At 67.7% G+C, this 18,022-nt stretch carries 18 protein-coding genes; 6 read left to right on the forward strand and 12 right to left on the reverse strand.

What is annotated here, in order from left to right; all coding sequences use genetic code 11:
• Positions 1–83: 83 nt before the first annotated feature.
• The 6 genes from BLU38_RS03190 to BLU38_RS03215 form a co-directional block, all read right to left on the reverse strand.
• Positions 84–926, reverse strand: a complete 843-nt coding sequence (locus tag BLU38_RS03190) for a PHP domain-containing protein (protein ID WP_091531792.1) — start codon at positions 924–926, stop codon at positions 84–86.
• A 99-nt stretch (positions 927–1,025) separates the two neighbouring features.
• Positions 1,026–1,892: a sugar phosphate isomerase/epimerase family protein gene (locus BLU38_RS03195; RefSeq protein WP_091519751.1), complete on the reverse strand. Its 867-nt coding sequence runs from the start codon at positions 1,890–1,892 to the stop codon at positions 1,026–1,028.
• A 38-nt stretch (positions 1,893–1,930) separates the two neighbouring features.
• Positions 1,931–2,896 carry a cation diffusion facilitator family transporter gene (locus BLU38_RS03200; protein WP_231920152.1) on the reverse strand — a complete coding sequence of 322 codons (966 nt, stop codon included), beginning with the start codon at positions 2,894–2,896 and terminating at the stop codon, positions 1,931–1,933.
• A gap of 119 nt (positions 2,897–3,015) precedes the next feature.
• Positions 3,016–3,582, reverse strand: a complete 567-nt coding sequence (locus BLU38_RS03205) for a DUF308 domain-containing protein (RefSeq protein ID WP_091519755.1) — start codon at positions 3,580–3,582, stop codon at positions 3,016–3,018.
• 120 nt (positions 3,583–3,702) lie between these two features.
• Entirely contained in the window at positions 3,703–4,287 is a 585-nt protein-coding gene (locus tag BLU38_RS03210; RefSeq protein WP_091519758.1) for an HdeD family acid-resistance protein, read from the reverse strand.
• Positions 4,288–4,412: 125 nt separating this feature from the next.
• Positions 4,413–5,168 carry a helix-turn-helix domain-containing protein gene (locus tag BLU38_RS03215; protein WP_091519762.1) on the reverse strand — a complete coding sequence of 252 codons (756 nt, stop codon included), beginning with the start codon at positions 5,166–5,168 and terminating at the stop codon, positions 4,413–4,415.
• A 101-nt stretch (positions 5,169–5,269) separates the two neighbouring features.
• On the opposite strand from BLU38_RS03215, the gene BLU38_RS03220 reads away from it, so the two are divergent.
• The 3 genes from BLU38_RS03220 (at position 5,270) to BLU38_RS03230 (ending at position 9,271) form a co-directional block, all read left to right on the forward strand.
• Positions 5,270–6,148, forward strand: coding sequence for an NAD(P)H-binding protein (locus tag BLU38_RS03220; RefSeq protein WP_091531801.1), 879 nt, complete (start codon positions 5,270–5,272; stop codon positions 6,146–6,148).
• Between the two features lie 146 nt (positions 6,149–6,294).
• Positions 6,295–8,676 (forward strand): endopeptidase La, encoded by a 2,382-nt coding sequence (gene lon, locus BLU38_RS03225; protein WP_197679970.1) that lies wholly within the window; start codon positions 6,295–6,297, stop codon positions 8,674–8,676.
• 121 nt (positions 8,677–8,797) lie between these two features.
• A complete protein-coding gene (locus tag BLU38_RS03230) occupies positions 8,798–9,271 on the forward strand; it encodes a MaoC/PaaZ C-terminal domain-containing protein (RefSeq protein WP_091519766.1) in 474 nt (157 codons plus the stop codon).
• Here the strand turns inward: BLU38_RS03230 and BLU38_RS03235 are convergent, their stop codons facing one another.
• Positions 9,272–10,657, reverse strand: a complete 1,386-nt coding sequence (locus BLU38_RS03235; RefSeq protein ID WP_091519769.1) for a glycoside hydrolase family protein — start codon at positions 10,655–10,657, stop codon at positions 9,272–9,274.
• A gap of 165 nt (positions 10,658–10,822) precedes the next feature.
• Here BLU38_RS03235 and BLU38_RS03240 point away from each other — a divergent pair, with 165 nt between their 5' ends.
• Positions 10,823–11,827: a LacI family DNA-binding transcriptional regulator gene (locus BLU38_RS03240; protein WP_091519773.1), complete on the forward strand. Its 1,005-nt coding sequence runs from the start codon at positions 10,823–10,825 to the stop codon at positions 11,825–11,827.
• Between the two features lie 8 nt (positions 11,828–11,835).
• Here BLU38_RS03240 and BLU38_RS03245 read toward each other — a convergent pair whose 3' ends face one another.
• Together BLU38_RS03245 and BLU38_RS03250 are read right to left on the reverse strand one after the other, a co-directional pair.
• Positions 11,836–12,225 (reverse strand): hypothetical protein, encoded by a 390-nt coding sequence (locus BLU38_RS03245; RefSeq protein WP_091519776.1) that lies wholly within the window; start codon positions 12,223–12,225, stop codon positions 11,836–11,838.
• A 179-nt stretch (positions 12,226–12,404) separates the two neighbouring features.
• Positions 12,405–13,382 (reverse strand): hypothetical protein, encoded by a 978-nt coding sequence (locus BLU38_RS03250; RefSeq protein ID WP_091519780.1) that lies wholly within the window; start codon positions 13,380–13,382, stop codon positions 12,405–12,407.
• 147 nt (positions 13,383–13,529) lie between these two features.
• On the opposite strand from BLU38_RS03250, the gene BLU38_RS03255 reads away from it, so the two are divergent.
• Together BLU38_RS03255 and BLU38_RS03260 are read left to right on the forward strand one after the other, a co-directional pair.
• The gene (locus tag BLU38_RS03255) at positions 13,530–14,735 is read left to right on the forward strand and encodes a sensor histidine kinase (protein WP_231920153.1); all 1,206 of its coding nucleotides are present in this window, start codon (positions 13,530–13,532) and stop codon (positions 14,733–14,735) included.
• Between the two features lie 23 nt (positions 14,736–14,758).
• Positions 14,759–15,463, forward strand: a complete 705-nt coding sequence (locus BLU38_RS03260) for a response regulator (protein WP_091519787.1) — start codon at positions 14,759–14,761, stop codon at positions 15,461–15,463.
• A gap of 29 nt (positions 15,464–15,492) precedes the next feature.
• On the opposite strand, the gene BLU38_RS03265 is transcribed toward BLU38_RS03260, so the two are convergent.
• The 3 genes from BLU38_RS03265 to rlmN all read right to left on the reverse strand — a co-directional run bounded on the left by BLU38_RS03265 (position 15,493) and on the right by rlmN (position 17,991).
• Positions 15,493–16,149, reverse strand: a complete 657-nt coding sequence (locus BLU38_RS03265; protein WP_091519790.1) for a Type 1 glutamine amidotransferase-like domain-containing protein — start codon at positions 16,147–16,149, stop codon at positions 15,493–15,495.
• Between the two features lie 197 nt (positions 16,150–16,346).
• Positions 16,347–16,790 carry a cupin domain-containing protein gene (locus tag BLU38_RS03270; RefSeq protein WP_091519794.1) on the reverse strand — a complete coding sequence of 148 codons (444 nt, stop codon included), beginning with the start codon at positions 16,788–16,790 and terminating at the stop codon, positions 16,347–16,349.
• A 76-nt stretch (positions 16,791–16,866) separates the two neighbouring features.
• A complete protein-coding gene (gene rlmN, locus BLU38_RS03275) occupies positions 16,867–17,991 on the reverse strand; it encodes a 23S rRNA (adenine(2503)-C(2))-methyltransferase RlmN (RefSeq protein ID WP_091519797.1) in 1,125 nt (374 codons plus the stop codon).
• Between the last annotated feature and the right edge of the window lie 31 nt (positions 17,992–18,022).

The raw sequence follows: 18,022 nt of genomic DNA on the forward strand, positions 1-18,022 counted from the left end.
GCGCGAAGAACGCACCAGCATTGGCCCCGACGGGGCGCTCCGGCCGGGTCAGGGTGTCAGTGCTGCTGCGTTCTTCGCGATCGTCAGCGGGTCCAGAAGTCCTCCGGACGCCGGCCGGGCCGGAAACCGAAGTGCTCCAGCATCAGCGCCGCCTCGGAGAGACCGTCGGCCAACGTTGCCGGGACGTGCGAGTCACTGCCGAAGGTGACGGCCCGGCCACCCTCCTCGGCCCACCACTGCGGGATCCACGGCCAGAGTCGGCGGGTGTTCATCTCCAGCGCCCGCCCGCTGCCGGCGATCGCCCGCATCGCCTGCCGGAAGCCGTCCTCGAAACGGCGCGGATCGAACGGTCCCTGCTCGGCGACCGGCCAGTAGCGCACCGCGTAGTCCAGGTGGGTGAAGACCGCGAAGCTGTCCGACCCGGTGACCATCCGCGGCACCTCCGCCAGGTATTCCTCGATGACGCGGTCCGCCGGCCAGTGCCGGAACAGCGTGTACGGCTCGCTGCGGGCGTCGCCGTTCTGCAGGGTGTGCAGCGAACCGTTCACCCGGTCCAGGGTGGTCAGATCGATCAGCCGCGTGGCCTGATCATCGGACAGATGCGGTTGGCCGTACTCGACGCCGGTCAGGATCCGCAGTTCGGGGAACCGGTGTCGGCAGCGGTCGATGCAGTCGAGATAACCCTCGACGTCAAGGGGTGCCGGCATCAGCAGACCGGCGTCGCTGACGGAGACCTGTTCGGTGCCGTGGATATCCTGCGGATCGACCATCCAACCGTCGAAGTCGAAGTGCTCGGTGAAGATCACCACCGGCAACCCGATCCTGATCGCCTGCTCGCAGGTGGCTTCCATCCGGCCCGGATTGGCCGCCGGCCCACCGGTGTCCCAGGACCATTCGCTGTGCACGTGACTGTCGGCCGGAAGCATGCCGCCGATCATCCCACCCCAGGGACCTGAGCTTGTCGAAAGACCGCAAGCAAGCCACCGCCCTCCGACAAGCTCAGGGACCGACAAGCTCAGGGACCTTCAGGCGTTCACGTTGTCGTAGCCGAGGAAGGCGTCCCGGCTGATCTTCACCGACGCCAGCTCGCCTCGGGTGCTGTGATCCTGTTCCAGCAGCACGAAGCGGAAGTTCGGCAGCTTGTCGACGGCGTTGATGATGTCCTGGATCGGCAACACCCCGGTCCCGACCTCGGTGAAGGTCTCCGGCAGTGCGACCTTCTCGAACAGCTCCATGGTGATCGGCGCATCCGGGTCGACCACACCGTCGTACAGGTTCAGCGGCTGGGTGGCGTCGGCCGGGAAGTCCTTCTGGTGGATCAGGATGTAGCGGTCGGCGAACTCGGCGAGCCATTCCAACGGGTCGGCTCCACCCCGGTAGGCCCAGAACGTGTCCAGCTCGAATTTCACCAGCTCGGGATCGGTGTGTTCCAGCAGTAGCCGGTAGACCTGCTGATCCCCGAAGCGTTGGAACTCCTGGAAGTGGTTGTGGTAGTAGAACTCCATCCCCCGTTCGGCGCAGAGCCGGCCGATCCGGTTGAACGTCTCGGCCCGCCGCTTGACGTAGTCGACGTCGCCGTACGGGTAGAACTCGATGTCGCAGCCGATCCGCGGATTGCCGATCTGCTGGTGGAAGTCCAGGACCCGCGGCAGCCGGTCCAGGTCCAGCGGATTGATGTGGCAGCCGATCACCGACGCTCCGCGTTCGTTGATCAACTCGGTCAGGAAGTCGGCGTGGATTCCGAAGCCGATGCCGTCGTCGGTCGCCGCCTGATGATTGGCGCCCTCGATCCGGGTGAATCCGAGGTCCATCAGCGCGGTGAGCGTTCCGGTCGGGTCCGCGCCGAGACTGTTGCGCACCGAGAACAGCTGGATTCCGATGTCGACTGCCATGTCGTTCCTCTCGTCGGTGATCGTGCCGCCGGTTCTGCTCAGGCGGTCAGTGATTCCTCATCCTGGGTGGACAGCGTGAGCACTGCCTCCTCGACCGCATCCCGGGTCTCCAACTCCCGTTCGATCCGTCGCAGATGGACGGCCAGGTCGTCCTCCCTCCGATTGCCGGCCAGGTCGATGGCCGCCACCAGATACACCCTGCTGGGGCCGACGAATTCGACGTGCAGATAGGTGATCCGGTCGACATCGGGATGGGTCAGCAGCTCGGTCAGGATGGTGCGGCGCAGCGCCGGGCTGACCGCCTGACCGACCAAAAAGCGTCGGTTGCGGTTGATCAACACCAGCGCCACGACGGCCAGTAGGACGCCGACCAGGATCGAGCCGATCGCATCGAAGATCGGCGACCCGGTGATCTGGTGTGCGGCGATCCCGGCCGCGGCGATCAGCAGCCCGATCAGCGCGGCGGCATCCTCGGCGAACACGGCCCGCAGAGTCGGGTTGGAGGTCCGCAGCACGAACGACAACGTCTCCTGGCTGCCGAGCCGGCGGGCCGAGGACCGAGCCTGTCGGAAGGCCTGCAGGAAGGACGTGCCTTCCAGGACGAACGCGACCGCCAGCACGATGTAGTTGATCAGGTAGTTGCCACCGGGCTCGTCGCCGGACAGCTCCTGGATGCCGTGCATGATCGACACCACGGCTCCGACGGTGAACAGCCCGAACGCGGCGAACATGCTCCACACATAGCTGTCCCGGCCGTAGCCCATCGGGTGCGCGGCATCGCGCTCGCGGGAACCCTTGCGGTCGGCGAACAGCAAGAAGATCTCGTTGCCGGCGTCGGCCCAGGAGTGGGCGGCCTCGGCCACCATGGAGGCCGAACTGGTGAGCACGGCCGCGACCGTCTTGGCGATCGCGACCAGCAGATTCGCGCCGAACGCGATCAGCACCGTACGCAGACTTTCCTGCTCGGCCGGCGCGTCGCTCAACACCTCGTCAGTGCTCTCCACGAACGCGATTGTCCTCTACCGGAGGCCGGCAGGGAACCCGGGTGGCTGACCACCCGGGCACCCGTACCGTTCCCCCGGTCATTGTGTCGGCGATCGTCGCCGACCGGTCGATGCGACCATCAGCTGCGGGATGCGCTGCGTTCGCTACCTCCCATGATCATTCCGGCGACGCCCCACAGGATGGTTGCGATCGCGGCCAACCAGATCAGCGGTGTCATCGCCGGCATCATGATCACGGCCAGGACAGCGAAGACGACCGCCACCGCTCCCATGATCAGTCCGAACATCCAGTCCCGATGTCCACTGCTGCGTTCGATCAGATTGCTGACCACGTCCAGACCGCCGATCACGAAGGCCCAGATCGCGGTCACCCAGATCAGGCCGGTCATCGACATCCCGGTCATGATCATCGCGAGGACGCCGAAGACGACCCCGACCAGTCCGGCCACACCACGCAGGATCAGCGGTGCGCCACGCCGTCGGGTCGCCTCGACCCCGTTGGCGATGCCGTCCAGGATCGCGAAGATCCCGATCAGCAGCGCAAACGAGCGCATCGACCCGAGCGGTAACAGAACGGCGAAGCCGAGGATGCCGAAGATCACCGCGAGAACACCGCGGGTCATCGACCAGGGCCACACCTTGTGAGCGAGCGAGCCGAAGTCCTGGCTCGGTTGGAGAACAGCCATGAAGCCACCTTTCGTACGCTGTGCACGATCCGGGGCGGCCCCATCTGGGGTTGCGAGGGATCAGCTGTTACCTCCAGGTTTAGCGCGGTCTTCAAGACCCTCCGCGTGCCGCGGACCAGGTCAGCGACCAGCCTTGCGGATCATCAGGCCGACGGCGATCCAGAACAGCCCGAAGAGGATCGCGAAGATGCCCAGGATGGTGGTCAGGGCGACCAGGCCGATGCCGGGCTGGACGACGATCACGATGCCGAAGACGACGGCCAGGGCACCGGTGACCACGCCCCAGATCCAGCCGCTGTGCTGACGCCGACTGCGGATGTTGACCACGATCTCCAGGGCACCGAGGACGATCGCCCAGAAGCCGGCCAGGAAGACCAGAACCAACAGCGTCAGTCCGGGCCAGACCAGCACCAGGATGCCGAAGATGATGTCGATGACGGCGACCGCCACCCGCAGCCCGACCCCGCCGTAGCCGCGGTGCCGGAGTGCGTCGATCAGGGTGATCACACCGTCGACGATCGCGTAGATGCCGACCAGCACCGCGAACGTCACCGCCGTCGACAGCGGCGCCACCAGCGCGATGATGCCGAGGATGATCGCCAGCACGCCACGGATCACCGGCCACAGCCAGACCTTGCCGGCGATGGCGTTGAAGGTGCTGCCGATCGGCGTCGCTGCGGGGTCGTCTGCAGGGGGCACAGTCATCGAATTCGCTCCACTCTCGTGTTTCCACGATGTCACCCGAGTCCGTGAATCCGATCATCCCACCTGCGACACCGGTTCGGCCGGAATTCGAACCGATCGTCGTCGCCGACCGACGGTCTGTCGGGTCAGCAGGATGTCGGAGTCGGCAGCCGTCGCTCGAGGTACGCCTGCGGTGTCACCTTCATGATCGCGGTGAAATCGCTGATCAGATGTGACTGGTCGTAGTAGCCCGCTTGCAGGGCCTGATCACCCCAGTCCACGCGCCCTCGGCCGACAGCGGCCAGCACCCGACGGACCCGGCCGATCCGAGCGACCTGCTTCGGCCCGATGCCGGTCTGTTGGACAACGATCCGATGCAATTGGCGACGACTCAACGCCAACCGGTCGGCCACATCGGCGATGCTCTGCCGTCGCGGACCGGCGCTCTCCAGTGCGGCGATCGCCTGCACCGCGGTGCGGGCTCGGGTCAGGTCGCGGAAGCTTCGGCGGGCCAGCCGTTCGGCCACCCGCGACTGCAATGCCGCCGCCGCATCGACGAGGCCGCCGGCCGCCGCTGTGTGCGACGGCTCGTCGGAAGGCGGCTCACCCAGCAGGACGCCGACCCCGGGCCGCAGGCGTAGCCGGACAGCTCGCAACGCCGCCTTACCTGCTGCATACTCCGCCTGCCCACGGGGTGGTAGGACGACGGTCCGCCCGTCGGTCCCCGGTTGCCAGACCCAGACCACCGACGTCCCCACCTCGGGTGGATGCACCTGGACGCGGGGTACGCGTTCGGCTCCCGGCAGTGACGAGCCCGGTCGCTCCATGATCATGATGTCGACACCGGCAGCCCAATCTCGCAGCTCGGGCACCAGCGACGAACGACCGACCCGGTCTGGCATCCGTCCAGCGTAGGAGCATCACCGCCGGTCGCCGGCATCGCCCCGCGAGGTCGTCCCAATTCTCCTATCCGGGCGGTGGATGTCGACCGATGCTGGTGATCATGATTCTGATCACCGGAGCCACCGGAACCGTCGGCCATCACGTCCTCGAACTACTCAGCACCGATCCACTCCGTCGGGAACCGCTCCGTGCCATCAGCCGGCAGCCGGACCGGATCTCGGTCGCCGGAGTGGACGCTGTCGCGGCCGATCTCGACGACCCGCCGACGTTGGCGGCCGCGACCGAGGGCGTCCGCGCAGTCTTCCTGGCCACAGCACCCGGGCCGACGATTCCGGACCATGATCTTGCCCTGATCACCGCGGCAGTCCGTGCCGGAGTGACCAAGATCGTCAAGCTGTCCGCGATCGGCACCACACCCGAGTCCGACCAACCGGATCTCGGCAGCCACGCACCCGCGGGCTGGCACGCGCCCGGCGAACGCGCGCTGGCCGGCGCGGACACGCTGCGCTGGGTCAGTCTTCGTCCGGCGAGCTTCGCCAGCAATGCGCTGTCCTGGGCCGACGACATCCGGGCCGGTCGCCCGGTGATCAACACCACCGGTAACGGTGCGATGCCGGTGATCGATCCGGCGGACATCGCCGCCGTCGCGGTCCGGGCGCTGCTCGACGATCGCCTGGACGGCACGGCGCTGACGCTGACCGGACCGGCCCCGATCAGCGTGCCGGAGCAGGTCGCCGTACTCGCCGACCTGCTCGGCCGGCGCATTCCGGTCACTGATCTGACCTCCGAGGAGAGTCGTCGGCACTACCTGGACCAGGGCTGGCCGACGGCGGTCGCCGAGGAGATCGTCGGATCCCAGCTCGCGGTTCGCGAGGGTCGGCATGCCCGTCCGACCGCAGCCGTCGCCGAGGTGCTGGGTCGGCCGGGGGCAGATTTTGCCGGGTGGGCAGCGCGGAACCGGTCGGCGTTCACCGGCTGACCTGCGGTCGGTCGGTGGTCAAGGGTGTTCCGGCTGGTCGCCGAGCGCGAGGATCGCTGCCGAGATCCTCAGGGGCCCGCTGTTCACCTTGAGCGAACCCGACTCAACCCTGGAATGGATTTGGGATCGGTGCGGTTGAGAAGCACATGACCGACATCCAGAATCTGCCCGTACTGCCGCTCTCCGACTCGGTGGTGCTCCCGGGCATGGTGATCCCCATCGAGCTGGACGAGTCGGAGTCCCGGGCAGCGGTGGACGCCGCCCAGACCGCTGACGACAAACTGCTGCTGGTTCCCCGGCCGGACGGCGAATACGCCCCGGTCGGCACGATCGCGACCCTGGTCCAGGTCGGCCGACTGCCCAGTGGCGAGCCGGCCGCCGTGGTCCGCGCTGAAACCCGCGCCACCATCGGCTCCGGTGTGATCGGCCCGGGTGCTGCCCTGTGGGTGGAGGCACACGCCATCGACGAGGTGAATGCCGACACCGCTCGGGCCACCGAGCTGGTGGCCGAGTACCGGCCGCTGGTCACCTCGATCCTGCAGCAGCGCAACGCCTGGCAGGTGATCGACTCGATCCAGAAGCTGTCCGACCCGGGCCAGCTCGCCGACACCGCCGGCTGGGCGCCGTACCTGGATCAGGAACAGAAGCTGATCCTGCTCGCCGAACCCGACGTCGAGGTACGGCTGGAGAAGCTGATCGAATGGACCAAGAAGCATGTCGCCGAGCAGGAGGTGGCCGACCAGATCGCCACCGATGTCCGCGACGGCATGGAGAAGACGCAGCGGGAGTTCCTGCTGCGCCAGCAGCTGGCCGCGATCCGCAAGGAGCTCGGCGAGGACGAGCCGGACGGTGCCGACGACTACCGGACCCGGGTCGAACAGGCCGAGCTGCCCGACGACGTCCGCAAGGCCGCGCTGACCGAGGTCGGCAAGCTGGAGCGGACCAGCGAGCAGTCCCCGGAGTCGGGCTGGATCCGGACCTGGCTGGACACTGTGCTGGAGTTGCCGTGGAGTGAACGGACCGAGGACTCCGACGATCTGACCCACACCCGGGAGATCTTGGACACCGACCATGCCGGACTCGATGACGTCAAGCAGCGACTGGTGGAGTTCCTTGCCGTTCGGCAGCGGCGCAACCGTCGCGGGCTGTCGGTGATCGGCGGCCGCGGCTCGGGTGCGGTGCTGTCGCTGGTCGGACCGCCCGGCGTCGGCAAGACGTCGATCGGTGAGTCCGTGGCTCGCGCGCTGGGTCGCAAGTTCGTCCGGGTCGCCCTGGGCGGTGTCCGGGACGAGGCCGAGATCCGTGGCCACCGGCGGACCTACGTCGGTGCGATGCCCGGTCGGATCGTGCGTGCGATCACCGAGGCCGGTTCGATGAACCCGGTGATCCTGTTGGACGAGATCGACAAGGTCGGCTCGGACTTCCGTGGCGATCCGGCCTCCGCCCTGCTGGAGGTGCTGGACCCGTCGCAGAACCACACCTTCCGTGATCACTACCTCGAAGTCGATCTTGATCTGTCCGATGTGTTGTTCCTGGCCACCGCCAACGTGATCGACACCATCCCGCAGCCGCTGCTGGACCGGATGGAGGTCGTCGCGCTGGACGGCTACACCGAGGACGAGAAGGTCGCGATCGCTCGCGATCACCTGGTCCCGGAGCAGATCGCCAAGGCCGGCCTGGAGGACACCGACGTCGTGCTCAGTGATGAGGCCCTCGGCCTGATCGCCAGTGAATACACGATGGAAGCCGGCGTCCGGCAGCTGCAACGGGCGATCGCCAAGGTGCTGCGCAAGGTCACCGTGGAGCTGGACAGCGTGGATCGGAAGGCCGCCGATCATGATCAGGACGAGTCGGCTCACAACGACGACGCGCCCGACAGCGACCACCAGACCGTACGGGTCACGCCCGACAACCTGAAGGACTACCTGGGTCGCCCACGGTTCACGCCGGAATCGGCCGAGCGCACCTCGGTGCCGGGGGTCGCGACCGGGCTGGCCGTCACCGGGGCCGGTGGCGACGTGCTCTTCATCGAGGCGACCGAGATGGAGGGTGAGCCCGGCCTGGTGCTCACCGGTCAGCTCGGCGACGTGATGAAGGAATCGGTGCAGATCGCCTTGTCCTACCTGCGGTCGCGGGATCAGGCGGGGAAGCTGGCCGATCACCGGATCCACGTGCACGTTCCGGCCGGCGCCGTACCGAAGGACGGCCCGAGCGCCGGTGTCACGATGGTCACCGCGCTGGCCTCGTTGGCCTCCGGACGACCGGTCAAGTCGTCGGTCGGGATGACCGGTGAGGTCACCCTGCAGGGCAAGGTGCTGCCGATCGGCGGCGTCAAGCAGAAGCTGCTGGCGGCTCATCGTGCCGGGTTGACCGGTGTGATCATCCCCAAGCGCAACGAGCCGGACCTGGACGACCTGCCGGAGTCGGTGCGGGACAGCCTGAACATCCACCCGGTCGCCGACGTCGCCGACGTCCTGGCACTGGCACTGGAGGATGCCGAGCCCGCCGCCAGCACCCTCGCCGCATAACCAAATCCGAGGCCGCCCCTACCGCCGACCCGTCAGTTTCTCCCCGACACGCCGGGCGTGTCGGGGAGAAACTGGCGGGTCGGCGGGTTTTGTGGGGCGGGCGGGCTGCGATCATGAGGGCATGGGAGCGCTGTATTTCGAGGACTTCGCCGTCGGCCAGACCTTCACCACACCGGGCAAGACGATCACCGAGGCCGATGTGGTGAACTTCGCGGCCTGGACCGGTGACAACAACCAGGTGCACACCGACGCCGAGTTCGCCCGGCAGACCCGCTACGGCCAACGGATCGTGCACGGCATGCTCGGTGCGTCGCTGTGCCTGGGTCTGATCTCCCGGATCGGTGCCTTCGAGGGCAGCTCGGTCGCGCTGCTGGGCATCGATGGCTGGCGGTTCACCAATCCGGTGTTCATCGGCGACACGCTGACCTGCACCGTCCAGATCGTCGGCACCCGGTTGACCAGCAAGGGCACGACCGGTGTCGTGCAGCGCGAACTGACGTTGATCAACCAGCGGGACGAGATCGTGCAACAGGGTCGGATGGACATCCTGATGCTCACCCGCGCCGAAGCCATCCGATCGGTCCCCGGATCATGATCATCTCGTGGCCAGGGTGACCGCGTCGACCCGCAGTTCGCCGTCCTGGACGGCGATCGACAGCCGTTGTCCGGGCTGATCGTAGGCACGGGCGTTCAGCGCGACGCCGTCGACGTACAGGGTGGCGATGCTGTCGTCGACGACGATCTCCAGCCGATAGCTGCGGCCGGGCTCGACGGTGAACGGGCGTTCCGTACCCCGGTTGTCGTAGCGATACCAGGGATAGTTCGGGACCCGGTCGAAGTCGATGCGGCGTTCGCCGGCGCGGACGGTGAAGGCGTACCCATCGGTGCCGGCCCGGTCGCCGAACAGGCCGATCGCAAAGCTGCGCAGCGTGCGCGGTATCACCGTCATGCTGACCAGGAACGGTTCGCCGGCGGGCGTCTCCCCCAGCTCGACCGTCTGCCGACCGTCGGCTGCCGACACCACGATCGGCTCGGTGATCAACTCCGTTGCCGGTGAGAACGCCGCCCGGACCGTTTCGGGGATCCGTACGCCGAGAGACCGGTCGGCACGCTGATACACCTCGTGCACCACCAGGGTGCCACCCCACTGCCAGGCACCAAGATCATCATCCCCCTCCTTGGTCGCCACCCAGCCGAACAGGTAGCGATGCTCGCCGTCGGAGGCCGACCGGGCGGCGTAGTAGGCCCGGCCGTCGAAGGCGTCGTCGACCGGTGCACTCCACGGGCCCTGCAGGCTGTCGCTGCTGCGATACACGGTCTTGCTGCGGTCGCTGTACTCGGTGGTCAGCAGATACCAGCGATCCCCCATCCGGAACAGGTCCGGCATCTCGTGCATCGTGTAGCGGCCGGGTGCCCAGAAGTCACCCTGGAACGCCCAGTTCTCCAGATCGGTCGAGGTGAACCACACCGTACGGCCGGTTCGCGCCCGCTTGTCCGCGCCGGTGCGCGCCCCCAAGATCATCACCCACCGGTCGTTCGGCTCGTCACGAAGCACGAACGGGTCGCGCCAGTCGTCGGGGTCGTAGCCGTCCTGCGGCACGACCAGTTCGCCGTCCTGAGTTGTCCAGTGCTCCAGGTCGTCACTGACCGCGTGCATCAAGACCTGGGCCGGCTTCCCGTCCGCCGCGAAGTCCCGATTGAATCCGGTGTAGAAGGCATGGAAACGGCCCTCGGCCTCGAACACGCTGCCGGCGAAGATGAACTGGTCCTGGGCGTCGTCGGCGCCACGCGGGATCACCTCACCGAGATCGTCGTAGTCGACGAAATCCGTCGTCCGGGCCAGCGCCCAGCCGAACGGTTCACCGAACGGACCCGGGCGTCGGGTGTCGCGCTGGTGGAAGAGCTGGAAGGCCCCGGCTGCGTAGACCGGCATGCAGTCTCCGAACCAGGTGCCGGGGTGTTGGTAGTAGAGCTGGTGCATGAAAATGTCCTGTCTCGACAGCGAGCATGATCATCAGGTGCTGCCACGGTAGGACCCTCGGCGACCCACCGGGACGCCGTCGGCCGGCCTCCGTCGGCGATGGCATAGCGTTTGCCCTGGTGATCACCGGTGACATCGGTGTCAGGACTCGCGTCGGAGGTGGGAATGCCGCGTCGCCCCACCATCCATGACGTCGCCCGGCACGCCGGGGTCGGCGCGAAGACGGTGTCCCGGGTGTTGAACGGTGAACGCGCGGTCAGCGAGTCGATGCGAGCCCGGGTCCAGGCGTCGATCCGTACGTTGGGCTATCGGCCGAACTCCGCGGCCCGGATGCTGCGCAAGGACCTGACCCGTTCGATCGGCTTCGTCTGCGCCGACATCGCCGAACCGGTCCAGGCCCAGCTGGCTCGGGCCATCGAGACCGTTGCCCGTGATCATGATTCGGCGGTCACCGTCTCGCTGACCGATCACGAACCCGATCGCGAACGGGACGCGATCGAGTCGTTGACTTCGCGCCGGGTCGACGGCCTGATCCTCTGGCCGACCGGCATCGGCAGCCGCTACCTCGCACGGCTGGTCCGTGATCTTCCGACCGTCTGCGTCGACCGGCCGATCGACGGTGTCGAGACCGACACGGTGCTCTGCGACAACCGGCAAGGCGTCCGCGAGGCGATCGAACTCCTGCACCGGCGCGGCCATCGGCGGATCGCGTTCGTCGGCGACGATCCGGAACTGTTCACCCAGGCAGAGCGGTACGACGGCTACCGACGAACGCTCGCCGATCACGGTCTGCCGGTCGACGCCGGCATCGTCGTCCGCGGCAACCATCAGGTGCCGCGGCTGCGCCGGCAACTCGCCCACTGGCGGGCCGCACCGGCACCACCGACGGCGATCCTGGCCGCCAGTTCGGTCGCCGCACACGCTGTGATCCGCGCCGTCGACGCCGACGATCCGGTGACGGTACTGGCCTTCGACGACTTCCCGCTGGCCGACGTCATCCGGGGTGGCATCTCGGTGGTCAGTCAGAATGTCGACGACATCGGTCGAGCTGCCGCCGAGATGCTCTTCGACCGACTGGCCGGTGATCAACGCGGCCCGAACCACCTCCGCATCCCGACGACGATGATCGCTCGCGGCAACGATCACGAACATGATCAACAAAGATCATGATCGATGCGCTACTGAGTCTTCAGCACAACGCCGTCGCTGCACGAATCGGGCCAGTAGGGGATGCTTTCGCAGACATACATGGCGCCGAGCTTGTACCAATGTCCGGGCGCCTTGTGCCGGTCGCAACCGGAGTTGGAGTCGTAGTAGAGCTTGTCGGGATTGGACGAGAACTTCGCGTACACCGCGTGGTTGTCGCTCTCCTTGTCGCAGACGTCGAAGATGTGCCGGTCCTTGTCGAACACGGCCTTGTCGTCGCCCTGCTTGGTGACCTTGAGGTCGTAGTTGGCACTGACGTCCGCTTGCGCGGTGGACAGCGCCCCCGGTGCGGCGCATGCCACGGCTGCGCCGGCCAACAGCCCGGCGATCCTGATCCTGCGAGCGAAGTTGGATGTTCGCATCGTGGTTCCTTCCGTAGATCGAGTACGAGTCCGCCCGCGACGGTGCCAGCCAGGAAGGTCCCGCCCGGTCGAGTTTTGACCTGCATCGAAGGAGGTCCCCGCGGACCAGGGCCGGAGCACGGCGATCACCGGCCTTCATGATCAACTCGGGTGTCCGCTGCCATCAACGGCGACCATGATCATCCGAGACTCCGGAAACCACTCAGCACGGCGATGAGGTATTGCAGGACGAGGGCAGCGATCGCGACGACGCCGAGCCACCAGACCTTGCGGGAGACCGGTTCGGCGGCGGCCCACAGGCGAAGGCCGAGCGGCACCAACGCGGCGGCCAGCAGCAGCGCACCGGTCAGTGAATTCAGGTCGGTCCCCTTCAGCACACCGCTGTAGTGGGTCATCATGAACGCGACCGCCAGCGCCGGCGCCCAGCCCAGTACCCGAGCCCGGTAGGCACCGATCGCGAGCACCGCCCAGGCGAGATTGTCGCTGCCGTTCAACGTCTCCAGGACGTACCAGGCGCCGTAGGTGGCATCGACAGCCTTGGTCGCCGTCTCCAGTCCCTGCGCCCCGACCAACTGCAGCGCGAGGAAGCTGATGCCCTCCTGGAAGATCCGCACCGTGCTGCCGACCACCGCGATCGTGGCTGCCCAGAATCCCCAGACCGGGTGTTCCCGACCGATCATCGAGGCCAGCGCGACGAACGCCGGGATCATCAGGACCAGCCCGGCGGTGTAGAGCGCATAGGAGGTGAGGATGGTGCCCCGGGCGGATTCCATCGCCGCCAGTTGATCGGGAAAGAAGTAGAAGTGCCCGGAGCGGACGAGCTCGCCGGCCAGCAGCAGCAACGGCGCCAGGACGAGTGATCCGGCGCCGAGTCGTGTTCCCGGCCAGCCCACGATCGGGCCCGGTGCTCGGATCAGGAACGCCGGACCGCGCCGGCCCAGCAGGACGGCACTGGTGATCGCCCCCAGCACCAGACCACCGGCCGCCGACGCGAGAGAGGCGACCTGGGTGTTGGCCCACCGAACATCGCGCAGACCGGCCAGCGTCGCCACCGCGTACCCGCCGACGGCACCGACCAGCACTGCGCCGACGAGCGCCCCCGCTGCCCGCAGATCCGCGGCGGCGTTCGGACCGGTCGGCTTCGCGGTCACCGTCATGTCAAGGACTCCCATCGGTTGGTTCGGGGCGGCACGCGAATGCCAGCGTGTCAGCGAAACCGGGCGGGCGCGTCTGCCTCAGGTCAGGGATCTGACGTCCGACCCAGGTCGGACGACCTGCCCCGTACCCGGCGATAGCGTCGACGTGTGCTGCGACAGGACCGATCAACGACACGAGACGTGCTGATCGACAGCGGTGTTGCCGTGCTGCTGTCGATCATCGCCACCCGGGCCGTGCTCGACCCGCCCGGACCGGCGTTCACCGGACCGGTGTGGCTGGCTTGGGTGGCCGGCGCCGCGGTCGCGTTGCCGCTGGCGGTACGTCGCCGCTGGCCGCTGCCGATCTTCGGCTTCCTGGTCGCGGCGACCGCGGTCGCAACATTTCTCGGCGCCGTCGGGATCGGTGCCCTCTGGGTGACATACGCGGCGACGGCGTTGGCGCTCTACACCGTGGCCGCCGAGGGTCGGAGAGTCGTCGTGACCGGCCTCGCCTTGGTCGGCGGCCTGGCCGTACCCGCCCGGACGATCCCCTGGATCTACCACCGATTCCAGGTGACCCCGGTGACGGCGCCGACGAGCGAGCTGCCGTTGTGGTGGCCGATCGAACTCGGCATGGTCGGCGCCGAGTTGATCATCGCCTGGGCCGTCGGCCGGTTGGTCCGATGGCGACGTACGTTACTGGCCGAGTTCGCCCGTCGGCTCGCCCGCGACGCGGTGGCCGAGGAACGACTGCGGATCGCCCGCGAGCTGCACGACATCGTCGGGCACAGCATGGGTCTGATCGCGGTGAAGGCGACGGTGGCCAACCACATCGCCGAGGAACGACCGACCGAGACCCGCGCCGCCCTGCGGACCATCGAGCACACCAGCCGATCAGCGCTCGCCGAGATCCGGCGACTGCTCGGCGTGCTGCGGGCCGACGACGACCCGCTCGGCGACCTGGCGCCGGCCCCGGGGACGTCCGACCTGCCCAGCCTGGCCACCCGGCTGAGGTCTGCGGGACTGGCAGTGAACCTGACCCTCGGCGAGGTCGACGCATTGCCCGAAGCGCTCGACCTCACCGTCTACCGGATCGTCCAGGAGTCGGTCACAAATGTCTTGAAACACGCGAACGCCGAACGTTGCTGGGTGTCGGTGCAGACCGCCGACGAGCTGGTCCGGGTCACCATCGCCGACAACGGCCGTGGCCGGCGGATCTCCGATCCGGCAGCCGGCGGCCACGGCATCATCGGGATGCGGGAACGGGTGACGATGTACGGCGGCACCTTCCGGGCGGGCCCGCGCCCCGAGGGCGGCTTCCAGGTGATCGCCGACCTGCCGTACGTTCCCCAGGAGGACGGGATGAGGAGATGACGACACGGGGAGACGGGACCCAGATGCGATACCGAACCGAACCGGCCGACCCGTCGGAGATCGCGGTGCTGCTGGCCGACGACCAGGCTCTGATCCGGGAGAGTTTCCGGGCTCTGCTCGACGCGTCGCCCGGGTTCGAACCGATCGGCGAGGCCGGCACCGGCTGCGAGGCCGTCCGGTCGGCCCGGGAACACCGGCCGGACGTGGTTCTGATGGATGTCCGGATGCCCGAGATGGACGGCATCGAGGCGACCCGCCGGATCTGCGCGGACCCGGAGCTGTCGTCGGTGCACGTCCTCATCCTGACCACCTTCGACCTGGACGAATACGTCTACGCCGCGCTGGCGGCCGGGGCGAGCGGGTTCCTGGTCAAGGACGCCGGCGCAAGCGAACTCCTGCACGGCATCAGGCTGGTCGCCGCGGGCGAGGCGCTGTTGGCCCCGTCCGCCACTCGCCGACTGATCGCCGCGTTCACCGGAACGGGCCCGTCGGGCGTCGGGCACGGGCCGGACGGCATCACCGAACGGGAACGCGAGGTGCTGGTGCTGATCGGCCGCGGGCTGTCCAACACCGAGATCGCCCGACAATTGCAGGTGGCACTCGGCACGGTGAAGACCCACGTGGGACGGCTGCTGCACAAGCTGGGCGCCCGGGACCGTGCCCAACTGGTGATCACTGCGTACGACTCCGGACTGGTGACGCCGCGCCGACCGCCCCTCGGTCGATGATCCTGGATCGATCGACGACAACGCCCGTGTCACGAGGCGTTGAGCGGCTCCCAGTGCCCCTCGGAGATCACCTCGACCCGGTCGCCGACCACCGTGATTGCGGTGTCGTCGTCGATCGCGTACGCCGGCCCGGTGATCTTCGTCGCCCAGCTGCGTGCACTGGCCAGGGTGTTCTCGGGCCAGTCGGGGTAGTCCAGGTGCGGGAAGATCGAGAAGTCGACGACACCCAGCGTCCGATCGTCCTCGGCTGCCGACCAGTCCACGAACTCGTCGCCGATCCGAGGAGTGAGCGCCATGCTTCCGGCGCTCAGCCCGACCCAGACCGTTTCGTCAAGGGACGGCAGCAGATCGGCCAGCCCGGACTGTCGCATCCAGTGCGCCAGGTAGGTCGCTTCGCCGCCGCCGACCAGCAGCACGTCGGCCTCCCGGACCCACGGGACCCAACGGTCCGCGCCGATGCTGGCCAGTGCCGTCAGCTCGAGAACTCCGACCGATTTCCAGCCCAGATCACACAGGCCGCCTGCGATGGCGTTGCGGACCGAGACCGGTGAACACGCGGGCTGGCCGTACTGGGCGGTCGGGATGAAGAGCGCGTCGGACTCCTCGATCGGTCGACCGAGCAGGTCGACCAGGGCGTCGGCGATGGTCCGGTTCGTGACACCGCCCGATGTCAGCAGCAGCTTCATGATGTCCTTCGCGTTCGTCGGTGATCAGCCTCATCATGCGTCATCGGCTGCTGGTCACCCCTGCGAATTGTGGACACTCGTCCGAGTTTCTGGCACGGCGAATCGTCACCGCGGCCGACCGTAGAACGGCCGAATGTCCAGAATTCCCGCCCTCAGAGCTCTGATCCGCCAGAAGATCGGCCGAGGGACTACGGCAGTTACGACGCGGCGAGCCGGAAGTCCTCGAAGTCGAAGCCGGGTGACACCAGGCAGCTGGCCAGCGCGTCCTGATCACCGGGCAGGGTCCGCTGCCAGACACCGGGCGGGATGATCAGCTGGGCCAGCTCTCCGGCGGCGAAATCGGCACCCAGCCGACGGACCGGTTGTTGATCATCGGGGCTTTCGCCGTCGCCGCCGAGCTGCAGATCGATGGTCCCCGGCCCCTGCCAGATCCAGATCTCGGTCGAGGCGACGACGTGCCAGGCCGATGATTCACCGGCTGCCAGCAGGAAGTTGATCAAGGTTGCGGCGGAGCGGGACACCGGACGGCCCGCCCGGTCGACCGACACCTCGGCATCGGATCGGAAGGTCTCGGCGAACCAGCCGCCCTCCGGATGTGCCGCGAGGTCGAGCTGTTCGGCGATCGGCGGGCGGTCTGGCATCGATCCTCCAGGGTGATTGGTGGCCCTTCGACAGGCTCAGGGTTCTTCGACAAGATCAGGGATCTTGGCGAGGGTGTCAGTTCTCCAGGGCAGCGAGCTGGCCGCAGGCCGCGGCGATCTCCTGACCGCGGGTGTCGCGGACGGTGCAGGCGACCCCGCCGGCGTTGACCCGGCGGACGAACTCCCGTTCGACCGGCTTCGGGCTGGCGTCCCATTTCGAGCCGGGGGTCGGGTTCAGCGGGATCACGTTCACGTGCACCAGTTGTCCCAGATGCTGGCGTAACCGTTTGGCCAGCAGGTCGGCCCGCCACGGATGGTCGTTGATGTCGCGGATCAAGGCGTACTCGATGGAGACTCGGCGGCCGGAGGTGTCGGCGTAGTAGCGGGCTGCCTCGAGCACCTCGTCGATCGACCACCGATTGTTCACCGGCACCAGGGTGTCGCGGAGTTCGTCGTCCGGAGTGTGCAGCGATACCGCGAGCCGGACCTGCATCTTTTCGTCGGCGAGCTTGCGGATCGCCGGTGCCAGGCCCACGGTCGACACCGTGACCGAACGCTGCGAGATGCCCAGGCCGGACGGCGCCGGCTCGGTGATCCGGCGGACCGCGGCGACCACCCGCTTGTAGTTGGCCAGCGGCTCGCCCATCCCCATGAAGACGATGTTGGACAGTCGACCCGGCGTCGGGGTACCGGACGAATCGGGCATCAGACCGTCCCGCATCACCGCCGCGGCAGACCGCACCTGGTCGACGATCTCGGCGGTCGACAGGTTGCGTTCCAGACCGCCCTGCCCGGTGGCGCAGAACGGACACGCCATCCCGCAGCCGGCCTGGCTGGAGATGCACAACGTCGCCCGATCCGGATAGCGCATCAGGACGCTCTCCACCAGCGTGCCGTCGTGTGCTCGGAGCAGCGCCTTGCGGGTGCTGCCGCCGTCGGCGGCCACCGAGCGGACCTCGGTGAACAGGGTCGGCATCAATTGACCGACCAACCGTTCCCGGGACGCGGCCGGGATGTCGGTCATCGCTTCCGGGTCGACGGTCAACCGGGAGAAGTAGTGGTTGGACAGCTGCTTGGCCCGGAACGGCTTCTCCCCCAGTGCCGCGACGGCCTCGGCCCGTTCGGCGGTGGTGAAGTCGGCGAGATGCTTCGGCGGCAGGCCACGTTTGGGCGCGTCGAAGACCAGCGGGAGAGTTGTCATAGCCGCACCATTGTCCCACGCACTCCCAGCG

Origin of the sequence: Microlunatus soli (genome assembly GCF_900105385.1) — a bacterium.
Classification (GTDB): domain Bacteria; phylum Actinomycetota; class Actinomycetes; order Propionibacteriales; family Propionibacteriaceae; genus Microlunatus; species Microlunatus soli.